The sequence below is a fragment of the Citrobacter sp. Cb028 genome (genome assembly GCF_030336705.1).
In the GTDB taxonomy this organism is placed as follows: domain Bacteria; phylum Pseudomonadota; class Gammaproteobacteria; order Enterobacterales; family Enterobacteriaceae; genus Citrobacter; species Citrobacter braakii.
Genome location: NZ_JAOWCZ010000035.1, coordinates 390,507 through 407,615, shown reverse-complemented (window position 1 = coordinate 407,615; position 17,109 = coordinate 390,507). Strand labels below are relative to the sequence as shown.

At 52.4% G+C, this 17,109-nt stretch carries 10 protein-coding genes; 8 read left to right on the top strand and 2 right to left on the bottom strand.

The features are described from left to right. Positions 1-546: 546 nt before the first annotated feature. Together rcsD and rcsB are read left to right on the top strand one after the other, a co-directional pair. Complete coding sequence (gene rcsD / locus OGV75_RS20755) at positions 547-3,216, top strand: phosphotransferase RcsD (RefSeq protein ID WP_286481126.1); 2,670 nt, start codon at positions 547-549, stop codon at positions 3,214-3,216. A gap of 16 nt (positions 3,217-3,232) precedes the next feature. Continuing rightward, positions 3,233-3,883 carry a response regulator transcription factor RcsB gene (gene rcsB, locus OGV75_RS20750; RefSeq protein ID WP_003027592.1) on the top strand — a complete coding sequence of 217 codons (651 nt, stop codon included), beginning with the start codon at positions 3,233-3,235 and terminating at the stop codon, positions 3,881-3,883. Between the two features lie 112 nt (positions 3,884-3,995). Here the strand turns inward: rcsB and rcsC are convergent, their stop codons facing one another. Next, positions 3,996-6,842, bottom strand: a complete 2,847-nt coding sequence (gene rcsC, locus OGV75_RS20745) for a two-component system sensor histidine kinase RcsC (RefSeq protein ID WP_019077260.1) — start codon at positions 6,840-6,842, stop codon at positions 3,996-3,998. Positions 6,843-7,010: 168 nt separating this feature from the next. On the opposite strand from rcsC, the gene atoS reads away from it, so the two are divergent. The 6 genes from atoS (at position 7,011) to OGV75_RS20715 (ending at position 14,277) form a co-directional block, all read left to right on the top strand. Continuing rightward, entirely contained in the window at positions 7,011-8,849 is a 1,839-nt protein-coding gene (gene atoS, locus OGV75_RS20740; RefSeq protein WP_032947136.1) for a two-component system sensor histidine kinase AtoS, read from the top strand. Beyond that, complete coding sequence (gene atoC / locus OGV75_RS20735) at positions 8,846-10,231, top strand: acetoacetate metabolism transcriptional regulator AtoC (RefSeq protein ID WP_047359203.1); 1,386 nt, start codon at positions 8,846-8,848, stop codon at positions 10,229-10,231. The genes atoS and atoC overlap by 4 nt, the downstream gene beginning before the upstream one ends. A 199-nt stretch (positions 10,232-10,430) precedes the next feature. Beyond that, positions 10,431-11,090 (top strand): acetate CoA-transferase subunit alpha, encoded by a 660-nt coding sequence (gene atoD, locus OGV75_RS20730; RefSeq protein ID WP_016157020.1) that lies wholly within the window; start codon positions 10,431-10,433, stop codon positions 11,088-11,090. A 2-nt stretch (positions 11,091-11,092) separates the two neighbouring features. Continuing rightward, positions 11,093-11,743 (top strand): 3-oxoacid CoA-transferase subunit B, encoded by a 651-nt coding sequence (locus OGV75_RS20725; RefSeq protein WP_016153793.1) that lies wholly within the window; start codon positions 11,093-11,095, stop codon positions 11,741-11,743. Then, positions 11,740-13,062, top strand: a complete 1,323-nt coding sequence (locus OGV75_RS20720) for a TIGR00366 family protein (protein WP_286481124.1) — start codon at positions 11,740-11,742, stop codon at positions 13,060-13,062. The genes OGV75_RS20725 and OGV75_RS20720 overlap by 4 nt, the downstream gene beginning before the upstream one ends. A 30-nt stretch (positions 13,063-13,092) precedes the next feature. Next, complete coding sequence (locus OGV75_RS20715; RefSeq protein ID WP_109017493.1) at positions 13,093-14,277, top strand: acetyl-CoA C-acetyltransferase; 1,185 nt, start codon at positions 13,093-13,095, stop codon at positions 14,275-14,277. 43 nt (positions 14,278-14,320) lie between these two features. Here the strand turns inward: OGV75_RS20715 and gyrA are convergent, their stop codons facing one another. Beyond that, a complete protein-coding gene (gyrA, locus tag OGV75_RS20710) occupies positions 14,321-16,957 on the bottom strand; it encodes a DNA topoisomerase (ATP-hydrolyzing) subunit A (protein WP_016153796.1) in 2,637 nt (878 codons plus the stop codon). Between the last annotated feature and the right edge of the window lie 152 nt (positions 16,958-17,109).

Here is a 17,109-nt window from a genome sequence, read left to right as displayed (position 1 = left end):
TTAAAATCAAAAAACAGGCAAAATAAGCACAAATAATCAAGAACTATTTTAATTAAATTTAAAATCAATAGGTTACCTTGAAAATAGTTATAGCACTGAATGACAAAACAAAATCTTCACTCGCAACTAAAATAGACCCGCTATCATCATTAACTTTATTTATTACCGTCATTCATTCATGAATGTCTGTTTACCCCTATTTCAACCGAATGCTTCGCGTTCGGTTTTTTTTTACCCTTCTTTACACAAAACTTACCGTTCTGTGCTACCGATGCAAAACTATAACAACTATTAACTATCTCATTGCGTCGTATTCAGATATAAATCTGATTAATAATTTCTTGTTATTTAATGCTAAATGTATACATTCCGTACAAATATTTGTACCCGCCTTTATCCACTGTACACCTTTGCATTGTGATGGCTGCAACAGAATGGAGCGTAAAAAATGCGGGCCATCCGGCGTGGTGTAAGTGTGGCAATTCATATATTACCCTTTATACTGCCCCATCATCTTTCGCGTCGTTTAACAGGTCATAAACACGAATGAGTCAGTCTGACACAACGGCTTCTACCCGATTCTCCCTGCTACCGGGAAGTATTACCCGTTTCTTCTTATTACTGATCGTTGTGCTGTTGGTGATGATGGGCGTTATGGTCCAGAGCGCCGTCAACACCTGGTTAAAGGATAAGAGCTATCAGATTGTCGATATCACCCATGCCATTCATAAAAGGGTCGATACCTGGCGATACGTGACCTGGCAAATCTATGACAATATTGCCGCTACGGCCAGTTCACCTGGTGCAGAAGGACTGCAGGAAACGCGTCTGAAACAAGACGTCTATTATCTTGAGAAACCGCGCAGAAAGACCGAGGCGCTGATTTTCGGTTCCCATGACAGTTCTACGCTGGAGATGACCCAACGCATCTCAACCTATCTTGATACGCTGTGGGGCGCGGAAAATGTTCCGTGGTCTATGTATTACCTGAATGGTCAGGACAATAGCCTGATCCTTATCTCAACGCTGCCGCTAAAAGATCTGACTTCCGGTTTTAAAGAGTCGACGATTGGTAATATTGTCGACTCACGGCGCGCGGAAATGTTACAACAGGCCAATGCGCTGGATGAACGTGAAAGCTTCTCTTCACTGCGCCGTCTGGCGTGGCAGAACGGGCATTACTTCACGCTACGCACGACCTTTAATCAGCCTGGACATCTGGCAACGGTTGTCGCCTTTGACCTGCCGATTAATGACTTGATCCCACCCGGCATGCCGCTGGACAGCTTCCATCTGGTTCCAGATGCCACGTCAACAACCGAGCATCTGAATGAAAAAGAGTCGCCTGACAGCGTCAGCATTAATTTCAACAACAGTAAAATTGAGATCTCTTCGGCGCTAAACTCAACGGATATGCGGCTGGTGTGGCAGGTTCCGTTTGGCTCATTGCTGCTCGACACCTTGCAAAGCATTCTGCTGCCGCTGTTACTCAACATTGCTTTGTTGGCCCTGGCGCTGTTTGGCTATACCACCTTTCGCCACCTCCCTGCCCGTTCCACCGAAGTGGCACCAAACCTTGCGGCAAATAATGAACTGCGTGTTCTGCGCGCCATCAATGAAGAGATAGTGTCTTTGCTGCCTCTGGGCTTGCTGGTGCACGATCAAGAAGCAAACCGCACGGTTATCAGCAATAAAATTGCCGACCACCTGTTACCGCATTTAAATTTGCAAAACATTACCAGTATGGCGGAGCAGCATCAGGGGGTGATTCAGGCCACCATCAATAATGAGCTGTATGAGATCCGGCTGTTCCGCAGCCAGATCTCATCGAGAACGCAGATCTTTATTATTCGTGACCAGGACCGCGAAGTGCTGGTTAATAAGAAGCTGAAGCAAGCGCAGCGACTGTATGAGAAAAACCAGCAGGCCCGGGCGGCCTTTATGCAGAATATCGGCAGCGCACTGAAAGACCCGGCGAAAATACTTGCCGCTAATGCTGCCGCACTGAATAGCCCGGACAGCCAGAAACTGGCCAATCAGGCAGACGTTCTGGTGCGTATGGTAGATGAAATCCAGTTGGCCAACCTGCTGGAAAGCGACGCCTGGAAAAGTGAATCGACGCTGTTTTCCGTGCAGTCGTTAATTGATGACGTGGTTCCGGAGGTTCTGCCAGCCATTAAACGTAAAGGGCTGCAGCTACTGATTAAAAATCACCTTAGCGCCCATGATGAACGCCGCGGCGACCGCGATGCCCTGCGCCGTATTTTGCTGTTGCTGATCCAATATGCGGTAACCACCACGCAAATTGGCAAAATCACGCTGGAAGTCGACCAGGATGAATCGGAGACTGAACGCCTGACCTTCCGCATTCTGGATACCGGGCAAGGTGTCACATTGAATGAAGTTGATAACCTGCACTTCCCGTTCATCAATGACACCCAGGGCGATCGGTATAGCAAGGCCAACCCGCTGACGTTCTGGTTATGCGATCAGCTCGCCCGCAAGCTAGGTGGACACCTGAACATTAAAGCGCGGGAAGAACTTGGAACACGTTATATAGTCCATGTTAAAATGCCGCTGCACGATCAACATGCTGAAAGTGAAGAGCGTTTGTTAGATGACGTCTGCATAATGGTTGATGTCACCTCTAATGACGTACGCAGCATCGTATTACGCCAACTGGAGAACTGGGGAGCAACCTGCATCACGCCTGATGAGCGGTTGAATAGTCAAGAATATGATCTCTTTTTAACAGATAATCCGTCTAATCTTACTGCCTCAGGCCTTCTTTTAAGCGATGATGAGTCTGGCGTGCGGAAAATTGGCCCTGGTCAGCTGCGCGTCAACTTTAATATGAGCAATGCTATGCAGGAAGCTGTCCTCGAGCTGATAGAAGAGCAGCTGGCACAAGAAGAGATCCAGGAACTCCCCCTCGGCGGAGATGAAAACGCCGAACTTCATGCCAGTGGTTACTATGCACTCTTTGTAGACACAGTACCGGATGATGTTAAGAGGTTGTATACTGAGGCAGCAACCAGCGATTTCGCTGCGTTAGCCCAAACGGCCCATCGCCTGAAAGGCGTGTTTGCCATGCTTAATCTGGTACCCGGCAAGCAGTTATGTGAAGCGCTGGAACATCTTATTCAAGAGAAAGATGCTCCAGGTATAGAAAAATACATCAGCGACATTGACGATTACGTCAAGAGCTTGCTGTAGCAAGGTAGCCCAATACATGAACACTATGAACGTAATTATTGCCGATGACCACCCGATTGTACTGTTCGGTATTCGTAAATCACTTGAGCAAATCGAGTGGGTAAACGTTGTCGGCGAATTTGAAGACTCCACTGCACTGATCAACAATTTGCCTAAGTTAGATGCTCATGTGTTGATTACCGACCTCTCCATGCCGGGAGATAAATACGGTGACGGGATCACGTTAATTAAGTATATCAAGCGCCATTTCCCGAGCCTGTCGATTATTGTTCTCACCATGAACAACAACCCGGCAATCCTGAGCGCGGTACTGGATCTCGATATTGAAGGAATTGTCCTGAAGCAAGGCGCGCCAACAGATCTGCCGAAAGCGCTTGCCGCGCTGCAGAAGGGTAAGAAATTCACCCCGGAAAGCGTTTCTCGTCTGCTGGAAAAAATCAGCGCCAGCGGTTACGGCGACAAACGTCTGTCACCGAAAGAGAGCGAAGTTCTGCGCCTGTTTGCCGAAGGTTTCCTGGTTACTGAAATCGCGAAAAAACTCAACCGCAGTATTAAAACCATCAGCAGCCAGAAAAAGTCGGCAATGATGAAACTCGGTGTGGAAAACGATATCGCCCTGTTGAATTACCTTTCTTCCGTCACGCTGAGTCCTTCAGACAAAGAGTAATTCTTTTAACATCGACGTGCCTGATGGCACGGCGTTTATCAGGCCTACGAATGACACGATGTTGTGCGTGTTCCGTAGGCCAGATAAGGCAAACGTCCCCATCCGGCCTCTTTTATTCCCGCGCCTTTCTCACTCTTTCCGCATAGACCGTCAGCGTCTGCTTCAATACATCTAACGTCACCGGCTTAGACAGACAGCTATCCATACCTGACTCCAGACAACGCTGCTTCTCTTCAGCCAGCGCGTTGGCCGTCACGCCGACAACCGGCAGGGTTAATCCTAACTGGCGAATACGCTGGGTCAGACGATAACCATCCATGTTCGGCATGTTAACGTCGCTCAGCACGATGTCGATATGGTTTTTACTCAGTACATTGAGTGCGTCCACGCCGTCATTTGCGGTTTTACACTGATACCCCAACGATCCCAACTGATCGGCCAGTAAACGCCTGTTGATAGGATGATCGTCGACTACCAGAATCATCATGTCATCGTTAGTTGCAGCAACTTTATCCGGGGCTGGCAACGCCGTTGAAAGCTCTTCACTGCTCAGCTCAAGGCTGTAGATATGCGCCAACAGCGCGGGCAATTCGTGAGGCGATGCCACGCTGTGCACCCACTCCCCAGGCCCCCTTTCCAGCGGAATACCGATATGACGACGGCAGAAAATAACCGCGGCGCGTCCCTGCCACGCCTGCTCCAGCACATCGTCGGCAATCAGCAGGTCATCTGCATCCGGTTGCTGTCCCTCATAGCACTGCACCGTCATCCCGTTACGCGCCAGACTGGATTCAATAAACTGGTACAGCGACGCGTTACGCACCGCCAGCCAGCAACGTTTGCCAACAAGTCCTTCGATACCTTTTTTCAGCGGGTACTGCGCGCCATAAAGCGGAATACGCAGCATAAACTGGCTACCCATTCCCGGTTCAGAATCGACGGAAATATCCCCATCCATCATGCTGATCAGTTTTTCACAGATAGCCAAACCAAGACCGGTTCCCTGGAAATTACGCTGTACGCCGGTTCCCACCTGGAAGAAAGGATCGAACAAGCGGACGACCTCTTTGGCTGGGATCCCAACCCCGGTATCACGTACGCGAATACTGAGATAGTCTTCGTTACACTGCACGTGCAGCACAATGCAGCCGGTATCGGTAAACTTGATAGCATTACTCAGCAGATTGGAAATCACCTGCTGCAAACGCATCGGATCACCATTGAGCGCCACCGGTACATTCGGGTCGATAAAGCAGTACAACCCCAGCTGTTTGCGAACCACCAGCGGCAGATAGTTAGCCGTAATATGATTCATTACTTCACGCGGTGAAAACTCGCGCGGTTCAATCTTCAGCTGTTCAGATTCAATTTTCGAGAAATCGAGAATATCGCTGATAATCTTCAACAGCAGGCTGGAAGAGTTGTTCATCGCCGTCACCAGGCGATCCACTCCGTTGGGTAACTCTTTGGTTTGCAACAAATCAAGGTTACCGATAATGCCATACAGCGGTGTACGCAGCTCGTGGCTTACCGTCGCAAGGAACATCGATTTGGACTGGCTCGCCTGCTCCGCCGCCTGCGCCATCTCCTGCAACGACTCTTCCATTTTAACGCGCGCGCTGATGTCAACCAGCACGCAAATTGCCACGTTTTCATTACGATAGCGCGAGTGCACAAAGCTGATTTGCAGATTGGTATTGTTGCTGGTCAGCACATCAACAAAATTGACCTGCTGGCCGCAGATAATTTGCGTTAACCGTTGCCGGTCTTCATGCGTCAGCATGTTGAGATAGGTGTGCGCCAGCTCATTACTCAGGATGTTAATGCCATCTATCGTACGCAGAATACAAATCCCAACCGGCGCAGAAGCCACGATTTTACGGTTAAACTGCTCGTGCTCTTCCAGACGCTGGGCATCGCTTTCCGCAGGAATAAAAATGCGCCGCTCATACATGCGCGTGAGCATAAATAACGCCGCGCCAACCAGCACATTCAGCAGAATAGCGTTCAGGATCATCATGCGGATCCGCTCCAGCACCAGGTCGACCGGTACTGAATAAACAATGCTTAGCGATGACGGGGGCAGGTTTTTCTTCAGCACCAGTTCGTGAAAACCCGACGTATAGCCAAACCAGGAGCGCTCCTGCATCCAGCGAGGTTCAGCCTTAATATTCCCCTCGGGGCCGGTGAGCGAAATCAGCGCATGACCATTTTCATCAAGGATGGTCACTCCCATCGGCAAACTGCCCGGCGTGAAAAAGTTCTCCATGCGGATAGGCTGTTCCACACCCAACAGCGCCTGCAGGCGATTAGCGAGATAAACCGGCGTCAGCGCATAGAAATAGCCTATCCCCGGCCGCGGCCCCTGGCTAATCCAGAACAGGTTATTACCGTTTTCGTCCTGCGGTGCATTGCGATACTTAATAATGCGCTCATGCAGCGCCTTCAACGCCCCGTCACGTTCGACAGGCATATCACGCAGACCGAAATTGGCCATGCAAAGGTTGTCGCTGCCGATCAGGAACACACGATTCAAATCATAGGCCGCGGAAAAGTTATCCCGCCAGTAGCGCATAAACCACGCCAGCGATTCCAGAGAACCTCGCCAGGCGTTGCCCATCACCGAGCAGTCGGAGTCGGCAAACAGCGGCTCGAAGTTTGGCACGGCAGTTTTATCATCTCGCGCGCGCAACGACATCACGCCGTTTTCCGCCGTTAAGCGATTCTCCGCGATATATTTCAGCTCTTTAATCACATCAGAGGTGCGCTGAATGTAACGTTGGGCCTGATCGGAACTGAGGTTAAGCTCCTGGTGAATCTCGGACTCTCTCTGGTGCAGCGCATTCACGATGTAGAAAACGGAGGCAAATGCGATTAGCCCCCAGATCAGGAGCGCCAACGCCCTGAACAGATAGCGTGAGACTTTTAGCGTTGAATGAACGGAAGCAAGGTATTTCAAAGGGGCGAAGCTCCGCCTCAGGGCATTAATAGAGTGTGGTTAAGGTAGCGGTAAATGTCCGGCGTCGCAATGCCCTCTCTTTACGGGAATATGATACACCGCTCTGAAACCATTGTCTTAACCCGTGATAATCGTCGTTTGCCTGAAAAACACTGCACGGATGTCAGAATGCGCGACCTGAGATGGCTGGCTCGTCGGTTATACCCACGACGATTACGCAACCAAATGATCATGATGGCCATCCTGATGGTCATCATTCCGACGATATCTATAGGTTATATCGTAGAAACTGAAGGCCGTTCAGCAGTCTTATCTGAAAAAGAGAAAAAACTGTCATCGGTGATAACCCTGCTAAACGATGCGCTGGGCGACCGCTTTAGTCACTACCCAAATTTGCCGCGTGAAGCACGCATTCGCGCGCTTAATCAAGAGTTGGCCCCCATCACCGAGCGCATTACGCAAGCGTTTCCCGGCATTGGCGCCGGGTATTATCACAAAGCGCTGGATGCCATTATCACCTACGCCCCCTCCGCGCTTTACCAAGGCAACGTAGGTATCACCATCACCGAGGATCATCCCGGACGCGAAGTGATGAGTAGCAACGCGCCTGTGGTCTATTCCGGGCGACAGGTTCGCGGCGACATACTCAACTCGATGATCCCAATAGCGCGCCAGGGAGAGGTTATTGGGTATATCTGGGCCAATGAGCTCACCGAAGATATCCGCCAGCAGGCCTGGAGAATGGATGTCAGGATTATTGCCGTACTGGTTGCCGGGCTCATCTGTAGCCTGCTGCTCATCGTGCACTTCTCACGCCGACTCAGTGCGAATATCGACATCATCACCGATGGGCTTTCCACGCTGGCACAAAAAACCCCTACCCGACTGCCTGAACTCCCCGGCGAGTTGGGACAAATCAGCCGTAGCGTCAATGCGCTGGCACAAACGCTACGGGAAACCAAAACCCTTAACGATCTGATCATTGAAAATGCCGCAGATGGCGTGATCGCCATCGACAGGCAAGGCGACGTTACCACCATGAACCCGGCGGCAGAACAGATAACGGGCTACACGCTGCATGAGCTGGTCGGACAGCCCTATGCGACGCTCTTTGCCAATACGCAGTTTTATAGCCCGGTACTGGACACCCTTGAGCACGGTACTGAACATGTGGCCCAGGAGATTAGCTTTCCAGGACGAGAACGCACCATTGAGATCAGTGTAACCACCAGTCGGATCCATAACGCACACGGCGAGCTGATTGGCGCGCTGGTTATTTTCTCCGATTTAACCGCCCGTAAAGAGACCCAGCGTCGACTGGCGCAAACCGAAAGGCTTGCCACCCTGGGTGAGCTGATGGCCGGCGTCGCGCATGAAGTGCGAAACCCGCTGACTGCAATTCGTGGCTACGTCCAGATCATCCGCCAGCAAACCTCGCTGCCGGAACATCAGGAATATTTATCTGTTGTGCTGAATGAAATTGATTCCATCAATAAAGTTATTCAACAACTGTTAGATTTCTCTCGCCCACGACAAAGCCAGTGGCAACAGATTCGGCTCAATGCGCTCATTGAAGAGACGCTAATCCTGGTGCAAACCGCTGGCCTGCAGGCACGGATCGCCTTTACAACGGAATTAGATCCCAGCCTGCCGCCGATCGTCGCCGATCGCGAGCTTCTCAAACAGGTGATCCTCAATATTTTAATCAATGCGGTGCAGGCGATCGCTGCGCGAGGCGAAATTCGCATCCGTACCTGGCAATACTCGGCCTCGCAACAGGCCGTGATGATTGAAGATAATGGCAACGGTATCGATCTCGCCATACAGAAGAAAATATTCGATCCCTTTTTTACGACAAAAGCATCAGGCACCGGTCTTGGACTGGCGCTGAGCCAGCGCATCATCAACGCGCATCAGGGGGATATCCACGTAACCAGCCAGCCTGGCTGCGGGGCGATATTCACTCTGATTTTACCTCTTAACCCGCAGGGAAATCCGTCAGAATGAAAACGACCTATCGTATTCTCATCGTTGATGATGAAGAAAATGTTCGCCGTATGCTTGCCACCGCATTTTCCCTGCAAGGGCATGAGACACATTGCGCCAGCGACGGGAAAGCCGCGCTGAGCCTGTTTAGCGAAACGCAGCCAGACGTGGTGCTGATGGACATTCGCATGCCGGAGATGGACGGTATCGACGCGCTGAAAGTTATGCGCACGCAGCAACCACGGATCCCCGTCATTCTGATGACCGCTTACGCTGAAGTAGAAACCGCAGTAGAAGCTTTACGTAGCGGCGCATTCGACTACGTGATTAAGCCCTTTGATCTCGACGAGCTAAGCATGGTGATTCAACGCGCATTGCAACTGCAGGAGATGAAACAGGAAATCCGCAATCTGCATAAAGCGTTGACCACCAGCTGGCAGTGGGGACATATTCTGACCACCAGCCCGCGTATGATGGATATCTGTAAAGACACGGCGAAAATCGCCCTCTCCCAGGCAAACGTGTTGATTAGCGGTGAAAGCGGCACAGGAAAAGAGCTGATCGCCCGCGCCATTCACTACAACAGCAAACGCGCCAATGGCCCCTTTATCAAAATTAACTGCGCGGCTCTGCCGGAGTCGTTGTTAGAAAGCGAGCTATTTGGTCACGAAAAAGGCGCGTTTACCGGGGCACAGACATTACGCCAGGGATTGTTCGAACGCGCTCATCAGGGAACTTTATTGCTTGATGAAATTGGCGAGATGCCGCTGGTGCTGCAGGCCAAACTGCTGCGCATTTTGCAGGAGAGGGAGTTTGAACGCATCGGCGGGCACCAGACCATTCGCGTTGACATTCGAATCGTCGCCGCCACCAACCGCTGTCTGCAAACGATGGTGAAGGAAGGAACGTTTCGCGAAGACCTGTTTTACCGGCTCAACGTTATCCATCTGACTTTGCCGCCCTTACGCGAGCGTCGTGAAGATATTACCTTATTAGCAAACCACTTTTTACAAAAATTCAGCTCTGAAAATCAGCGGGATATTATCGAAATCGACCCGACGGCGATGTCGATCCTCACCGCCTGGCCCTGGCCCGGTAACATTCGCGAACTGTCAAACGTCATCGAACGTGCAGTCGTTATGAATACCGGCGCGGTGATCTTTGCCGACGATCTCCCCGACCCGTTGCGCAACCCGGTTAGCGCCACAACAGAAACAAAACCGACTTACTCCGGGGAACGCAATCTGAAAGAAGAGATTAAGCGTGAGGAAAAACGAATTATCCTCGAAGTCCTCGACAATCAGGACGGCAATCGCACCCGCACGGCGCTGATGCTGGGAATTAGCCGTCGCGCTTTAATGTATAAATTACAAGAGTACGGCATCGACCCATCGGGTTCCTGATACGCAAATTTGCTATGCAGAATTTTGCACACTGCGCAAAATTCTGCATAACCCCTCGTGGTCTCCTTTCACCAAGACCATAAAAATAAACCAATAAATTCAATCAACTAAACATTAATACGTTTCTTTAGTCATTCTGGCACCTTGCTTGCAATTCCCTGAGCGTACCCAAAATGGAGTATGCAAAAAGGGAAACATAATGAAAACAAAACTGATTACCTTACAAGACGCTGCGGGCTTCTTTCGTGACGGCATGACCATCATGGTCGGTGGTTTTATGGGCGTTGGCACACCACCTCGTCTGGTTGAAGCCCTGCTGGAATCCGGCGTCAGAGATCTGACACTGATTGCTAACGATACCGCCTTTGTCGATACCGGTATCGGCCCCCTGATCGTCAATGGGCGGGTGAGCAAAGTGATTGCCTCGCACATTGGTACAAACCCGGAAACCGGTCGTCGCATGATTGCCGGCGAGATGGATGTACAGCTGGTTCCGCAAGGTACCCTGATCGAGCAGATTCGCTGCGGCGGCGCGGGTCTTGGCGGCTTTCTGACCCCCACTGGCGTTGGCACCATCGTGGAAGAAGGCAAGCAAACCATGACGCTTGAGGGTAAAACCTGGCTGCTTGAACGCCCATTACGCGCCGATTTAGCGCTTATTCGCGCCCACCGCTCTGACATGCTTGGCAACCTCACCTACCAGCTCAGCGCCCGTAACTTTAACCCTCTGATTGCCCTCGCCGCTGATATCACGCTGGTCGAACCGGACGAAATGGTTGAAACAGGGGAGCTGCAGCCTGACCAGATTGTGACCCCCGGCGCCGTTATCGACCATATCGTCATTCCACAGGAGAGCTAATCATGGATGCTAAACAACGTATTGCGCGCCGGGTGGCGCAAGAACTTCGCGATGGCGATATCGTCAACTTAGGTATCGGCCTGCCAACGATGGTAGCTAACTACTTACCTGCTGATATTCACATTACGCTGCAATCTGAGAACGGTTTTCTGGGACTGGGCCCAGTCACCACCGCCCATCCTGACCTGGTGAACGCGGGCGGCCAACCGTGCGGTATTTTGCCGGGCGCGGCGATGTTTGATAGCGCCATGTCGTTCGCGTTGATTCGCGGTGGTCATGTTGATGCCTGTGTGCTTGGCGGGTTGCAGGTCGATGAGCAGGCAAACCTCGCCAACTGGGTGGTTCCCGGCAAGATGGTGCCCGGCATGGGTGGCGCAATGGATCTGGTGACCGGTGCGCGTAAAGTCATTATCGCCATGGAGCATTGCGCAAAAGACGGCTCCGCAAAAATCCTGCGTCAATGCACCATGCCGCTCACTGCACAGCATGCTGTGCATATGCTGGTCACCGAGCTGGCTGTATTCCGCTTTATAGATGGCAAGATGTGGCTGACTGAAATCATCGAAGGATGCGACATCGCCACGCTATGTGAAAAAACCGAAGCACAGTTTGAAATTGCCGACGATCTGCGCATCCTGCGAGGTGACGCATGATTGGCCGCATCGCTCGCTTTATGACACGGGTAGTCAGCCGCTGGCTGCCCGACCCACTGATTTTCGCCATGTTATTAACGTTGCTGACCTTTGGCATCGCGCTGTGGTTAACGCCGCAGACCCCCATCAGCATGGTGAAATTCTGGGGTGACGGTTTCTGGAACCTGCTGGCGTTTGGTATGCAGATGGCGCTGATCATCGTAACCGGCCATGCGTTAGCCAGTTCCGGGCCGGTGAAAAGCCTGCTGCGTACGGCGGCATCCGCCGCCAAAACCCCCGCTCAGGGCGTCATGCTGGTGACTTTTTTTGGTTCAGTTGCCTGCGTTATTAACTGGGGATTTGGTCTGGTGGTCGGGGCGATGTTCGCCCGCGAAGTTGCTCGTCGGGTACCGGGTTCCGATTATCCGTTACTGATTGCCTGCGCCTACATCGGGTTCCTGACCTGGGGCGGCGGCTTCTCCGGCTCAATGCCTTTGCTGGCGGCAACGCCTGGCAACCCGGTCGAGCACGTAGCGGGCCTCATTCCTGTCGCGGATACCCTGTTCACCGGCTTCAATATTTTCATCACGCTCGGCCTGATTGTGGTGATGCCGTTTATCACCCGGATGATGACGCCAAAACCTTCAGATGTGGTGAGCATCGATCCAAAACTTTTATTGGAAGAAGCTGATTTTCAAAAGAAACTGCCGCCGGATGCGCCGCCATCTGAAAAACTGGAAGAGAGCCGCATTCTGGCGCTGATCATCGGTGCATTAGGGATTGCCTATCTGGGTATCTACTTTGCCGAGAAAGGTTTCAACATCACCATCAACACCGTCAACCTGATGTTTATGATTGCCGGTCTGCTGCTGCACAAAACGCCGATGGCCTATATGCGTGCCGTTAGTGCTGCCGCATGGAGTACCGCCGGGATTCTGGTGCAATTCCCCTTCTATGCCGGCATTCAGTTGATGATGGAGCACTCCGGCCTCGGTGGGCTCATTACTGAATTTTTCATCAACGTTGCCAACAAAGATACCTTCCCACTGATGACTTTCTTCAGTTCAGCCCTGATTAACTTTGCCGTGCCATCCGGCGGTGGCCATTGGGTTATTCAGGGACCGTTCGTCATGCCTGCCGCTCAGGCGCTGGGTGCCGATCTTGGCAAATCAGTCATGGCCATCGCCTACGGTGAGCAGTGGATGAACATGGCACAACCGTTCTGGGCGCTACCCGCGCTGGCCATCGCCGGTCTCGGAGTACGCGACATTATGGGCTACTGCATCACCGCCCTACTCTTCTCCGGCGTCATTTTTGTTATTGGATTGACCTTGTTCTGACGGCAACAACTTAATTAAAGGAACTGAAAAATGAAAAACTGTGTCATCGTCAGCGCGGCACGTACCGCAATCGGCAGTTTTAACGGCGCACTGGCAACTACGGGTGCCGTCGAGCTTGGATCAACCGTCATTAGAGCCGCTCTTGAACGCGCGCACCTTGACCCACAGCGCGTGGACGAGGTGATTATGGGCAACGTGCTGCAGTCAGGACTCGGGCAAAACCCAGCGCGTCAGGCATTATTAAAAAGCGGCCTGTCCGACACCGTTTGCGGCTTTACCGTCAACAAAGTGTGCGGCTCTGGCCTGAAAAGCGTGGCGCTTGCCGCCCTCGCTATCAAGGCCGGACAAGCCCAGGCGATCGTCGCGGGTGGGATGGAAAACATGAGCCTGGCCCCCTACCTGTTAGACGCAAAAGCCCGCTGGGGCTATCGCCTCGGTGACGGGCAATTGTCCGACGTGATTCTGCGCGATGGCCTGATCTGCGCCGAGCATGGTTACCACATGGGGATCACTGCAGAAAATGTTGCCAAAGAGTATGGCATCAGCCGCGAAATGCAGGATGAACTGGCTCTGCAATCACAGCGTAAAGCCGTTGCCGCAATCGAGTCTGGCGCATTTGAGGCTGAAATCGTGCCCGTCAGCGTGTCATCACGGAAGAAAACCATCATCGTTGAGCGTGACGAATTCCCCAAAGCTGACTCGACGACCGAAGGCCTCGCCGCATTGCGTCCAGCATTCGATAAAGCAGGAACCGTCACCGCAGGTAACGCCTCGGGGATCAACGACGGTGCAGCGGCATTAGTGATAATGGAAGAGTCCGCAGCACTGGAGGCTGGGCTGAAGCCATTGGCACGAATCAAAGCCTGGGCCAGTGGCGGTGTAGCTCCGGCTATGATGGGGATGGGGCCGGTTCCCGCTACGCTGAAGGCACTGCAACTGAGCGGCTTACAGCTTTCTGATATCGATCTGATCGAAGCCAACGAAGCATTTGCTGCTCAGTTTCTTGCCGTTGGTAAAACGCTGGGATTTGATCCGCAAAAGGTTAACGTCAACGGTGGGGCAATTGCGCTGGGACACCCTATTGGCGCCAGCGGCGCGCGAATACTGGTGACGCTGCTGCATGCGCTACAGGCACGGGATCAAACGCTTGGACTGGCCACACTGTGCATCGGCGGCGGTCAGGGCATTGCGATGATAGTGGAGCGAATGAATTAAAAAAAAGGGCCGGATATTTCCGGCCCTTTTTATCACGTCTTAATTACTCTTCAGCGTCGTCCGCTGCATCGTCATCGCTTTCCGCTTCAGGCGCGATATCCTCGTCCCCTTCAGCAGCGCTACCGTCGATGGAGTCGAGCTCTTCATCATCAACCGGTTCAGCAACGCGTTGCAGACCCACAACGTTTTCATCTTCCGCAGTACGGATGAGGATCACGCCCTGGGTGTTACGTCCTACCACGCTGATTTCCGACACGCGAGTACGCACCAGCGTACCTGCATCGGTGATCATCATGATCTGGTCGGTATCTTCAACCTGCACTGCGCCGACAACGGAACCGTTGCGCTCGGTGACTTTGATGGAGATAACGCCCTGGGTCGCACGAGACTTGGTCGGATACTCTTCCGCCGCTGTACGCTTACCGTAGCCGTTCTGGGTAACGGTCAGGATAGCACCTTCACCGCGCGGAACGATCAGCGATACCACGCTGTCACTTTCCGCCAGTTTGATACCGCGTACGCCGGTCGCGGTACGTCCCATCGGACGAACAGCCCCCTCTTTGAAGCGCACCACTTTACCGGCAGCAGAGAACAGCATAACTTCGTCACTGCCAGACGTCAGGTCGACGCCAATCAGCTCATCGCCTTCGTTCAGGTTAACCGCAATGATACCGGCTGAACGCGGACGGCTGAACTCAGTCAGCGCTGTTTTCTTCACGGTACCGCTAGCGGTTGCCATAAAGACGTTGACGCCTTCTTCGTACTCACGTACTGGCAGAATTGCGGTGATACGTTCGTTAGCTTCCAGTGGCAGCAGGTTGACGATAGGACGTCCACGCGCACCACGGCTTGCTTCCGGCAACTGATAAACCTTCATCCAGTACAAACGACCGCGGCTGGAGAAGCAGAGGATCGTGTCATGGGTGTTGGCCACCAGCAGGCGGTCGATAAAGTCTTCTTCTTTAATTCGTGCTGCAGATTTGCCTTTACCGCCACGACGCTGCGCTTCGTAATCGGTTAACGGCTGATATTTCACGTAGCCCTGATGAGACAAGGTCACGACAACATCTTCCTGGCTAATCAGATCTTCGATGTTGATGTCAGCGCTGTTCGCGGTGATTTCGGTCCGACGTGCGTCGCCGAACTGTTCACGAATCAGCTCCATCTCTTCACGGATGACTTCCATCAGACGATCGGCGCTGCCCAAAATGTGCAGCAGTTCAGCGATCTGCTCCAGCAGCTCTTTATATTCGTCGAGCAGTTTTTCGTGCTCAAGGCCGGTCAGTTTCTGCAAACGCAGATCCAGAATGGCCTGGGCCTGCTGTTCAGTCAGGTAGTACTGACCGTCACGCACGCCAAATTCCGGTTCCAGCCATTCAGGACGTGCGGCATCATCGCCGGCACGTTCCAGCATGGCAGAAACGTTACCCAGCTCCCACGAACGCGCGACCAGCGCTGCTTTCGCTTCTGCCGGGGTCGGCGCACGGCGGATCAGTTCGATGATCGGATCGATGTTCGCCAGCGCAATCGCCAGTGCTTCAAGGATGTGCGCACGGTCGCGGGCTTTACGCAGTTCAAAGATAGTACGGCGGGTTACGACTTCACGGCGGTGACGTACAAACGCAGCAATAATATCTTTCAGGTTCATGATTTTCGGCTGTCCATGGTGCAACGCAACCATGTTGATACCGAAAGAAACCTGCAGTTGGGTCTGGGAGTAGAGGTTGTTCAGAACCACTTCCCCGACTGCGTCGCGTTTCACTTCAATCACGATGCGCATACCGTCTTTGTCAGACTCGTCACGCAGCGCGCTGATACCTTCAACGCGTTTGTCTTTTACCAGCTCGGCGATTTTCTCGATCAGGCGCGCTTTGTTCACCTGATACGGAATTTCATGGACGATGATGGTTTCACGGCCAGTTTTGGCATCCGCTTCGACTTCCGCGCGTGCGCGGATGTACACTTTGCCACGGCCGGTACGGTAGGCTTCTTCAATACCACGACGACCGTTGATGATCGCGGCGGTCGGGAAGTCCGGACCCGGAATATGTTCCATCAGCCCTTCAATGCTGATGTCTTCATCGTCTATGTATGCCAGGCAGCCGTTGATCACTTCCGTCAGGTTGTGCGGCGGAATGTTGGTCGCCATACCTACCGCGATACCGGACGAGCCGTTCACCAGCAGGTTAGGAATTTTGGTTGGCATGACGTCAGGAATTTGTTCGGTGCCGTCGTAGTTATCGACGAAATCCACCGTTTCTTTTTCCAGGTCAGCCATCAGCTCATGGGCGATTTTCGACATACGGATTTCCGTATAACGCATCGCCGCTGCGGAGTCGCCATCGACAGAACCAAAGTTACCCTGACCATCTACCAGCATGTAACGCAAGGAGAATGGCTGCGCCATACGAACAATGGTGTCGTAAACGGCGGTATCACCATGAGGGTGGTATTTACCGATTACGTCACCAACGACACGGGCAGATTTTTTATAGGCTTTATTCCAGTCGTTGCCCAATACGTTCATGGCGTAAAGTACGCGACGGTGAACCGGCTTCAGGCCATCTCGGACGTCCGGCAGCGCACGGCCAACAATGACCGACATCGCATAATCCAGATAGGAGCTCTTCAGCTCTTCCTCAATGTTGACCGGTGTAATTTCTCTCGCAAGGTCGCTCATCTAACCGCTATCCCTCTACTGTATCCCGGATTCAAAGGTCGCAAATTATAACACATCCGTGCAGATTCAGGTAAATGGATTCCCCCTGACAGAGGCTTTATTCATCCCGTCAGGCTGATATACTCATTTGCATCGCAAATTTAGGAGTAGAA

Coding starts and splice junctions, on each gene's coding strand:
- atoD (WP_016157020.1), top strand. CDS start 10,431: ATGAAAACAAAACTGATTACCTTACAAGACGCTGCGGGCTTCTTTCGT.
- OGV75_RS20725 (WP_016153793.1), top strand. CDS start 11,093: ATGGATGCTAAACAACGTATTGCGCGCCGGGTGGCGCAAGAACTTCGC.
- atoC (WP_047359203.1), top strand. CDS start 8,846: ATGAAAACGACCTATCGTATTCTCATCGTTGATGATGAAGAAAATGTT.
- gyrA (WP_016153796.1), bottom strand. CDS start 16,957: ATGAGCGACCTTGCGAGAGAAATTACACCGGTCAACATTGAGGAAGAG.
- rcsB (WP_003027592.1), top strand. CDS start 3,233: ATGAACACTATGAACGTAATTATTGCCGATGACCACCCGATTGTACTG.
- rcsD (WP_286481126.1), top strand. CDS start 547: ATGAGTCAGTCTGACACAACGGCTTCTACCCGATTCTCCCTGCTACCG.
- atoS (WP_032947136.1), top strand. CDS start 7,011: ATGCGCGACCTGAGATGGCTGGCTCGTCGGTTATACCCACGACGATTA.
- OGV75_RS20720 (WP_286481124.1), top strand. CDS start 11,740: ATGATTGGCCGCATCGCTCGCTTTATGACACGGGTAGTCAGCCGCTGG.
- OGV75_RS20715 (WP_109017493.1), top strand. CDS start 13,093: ATGAAAAACTGTGTCATCGTCAGCGCGGCACGTACCGCAATCGGCAGT.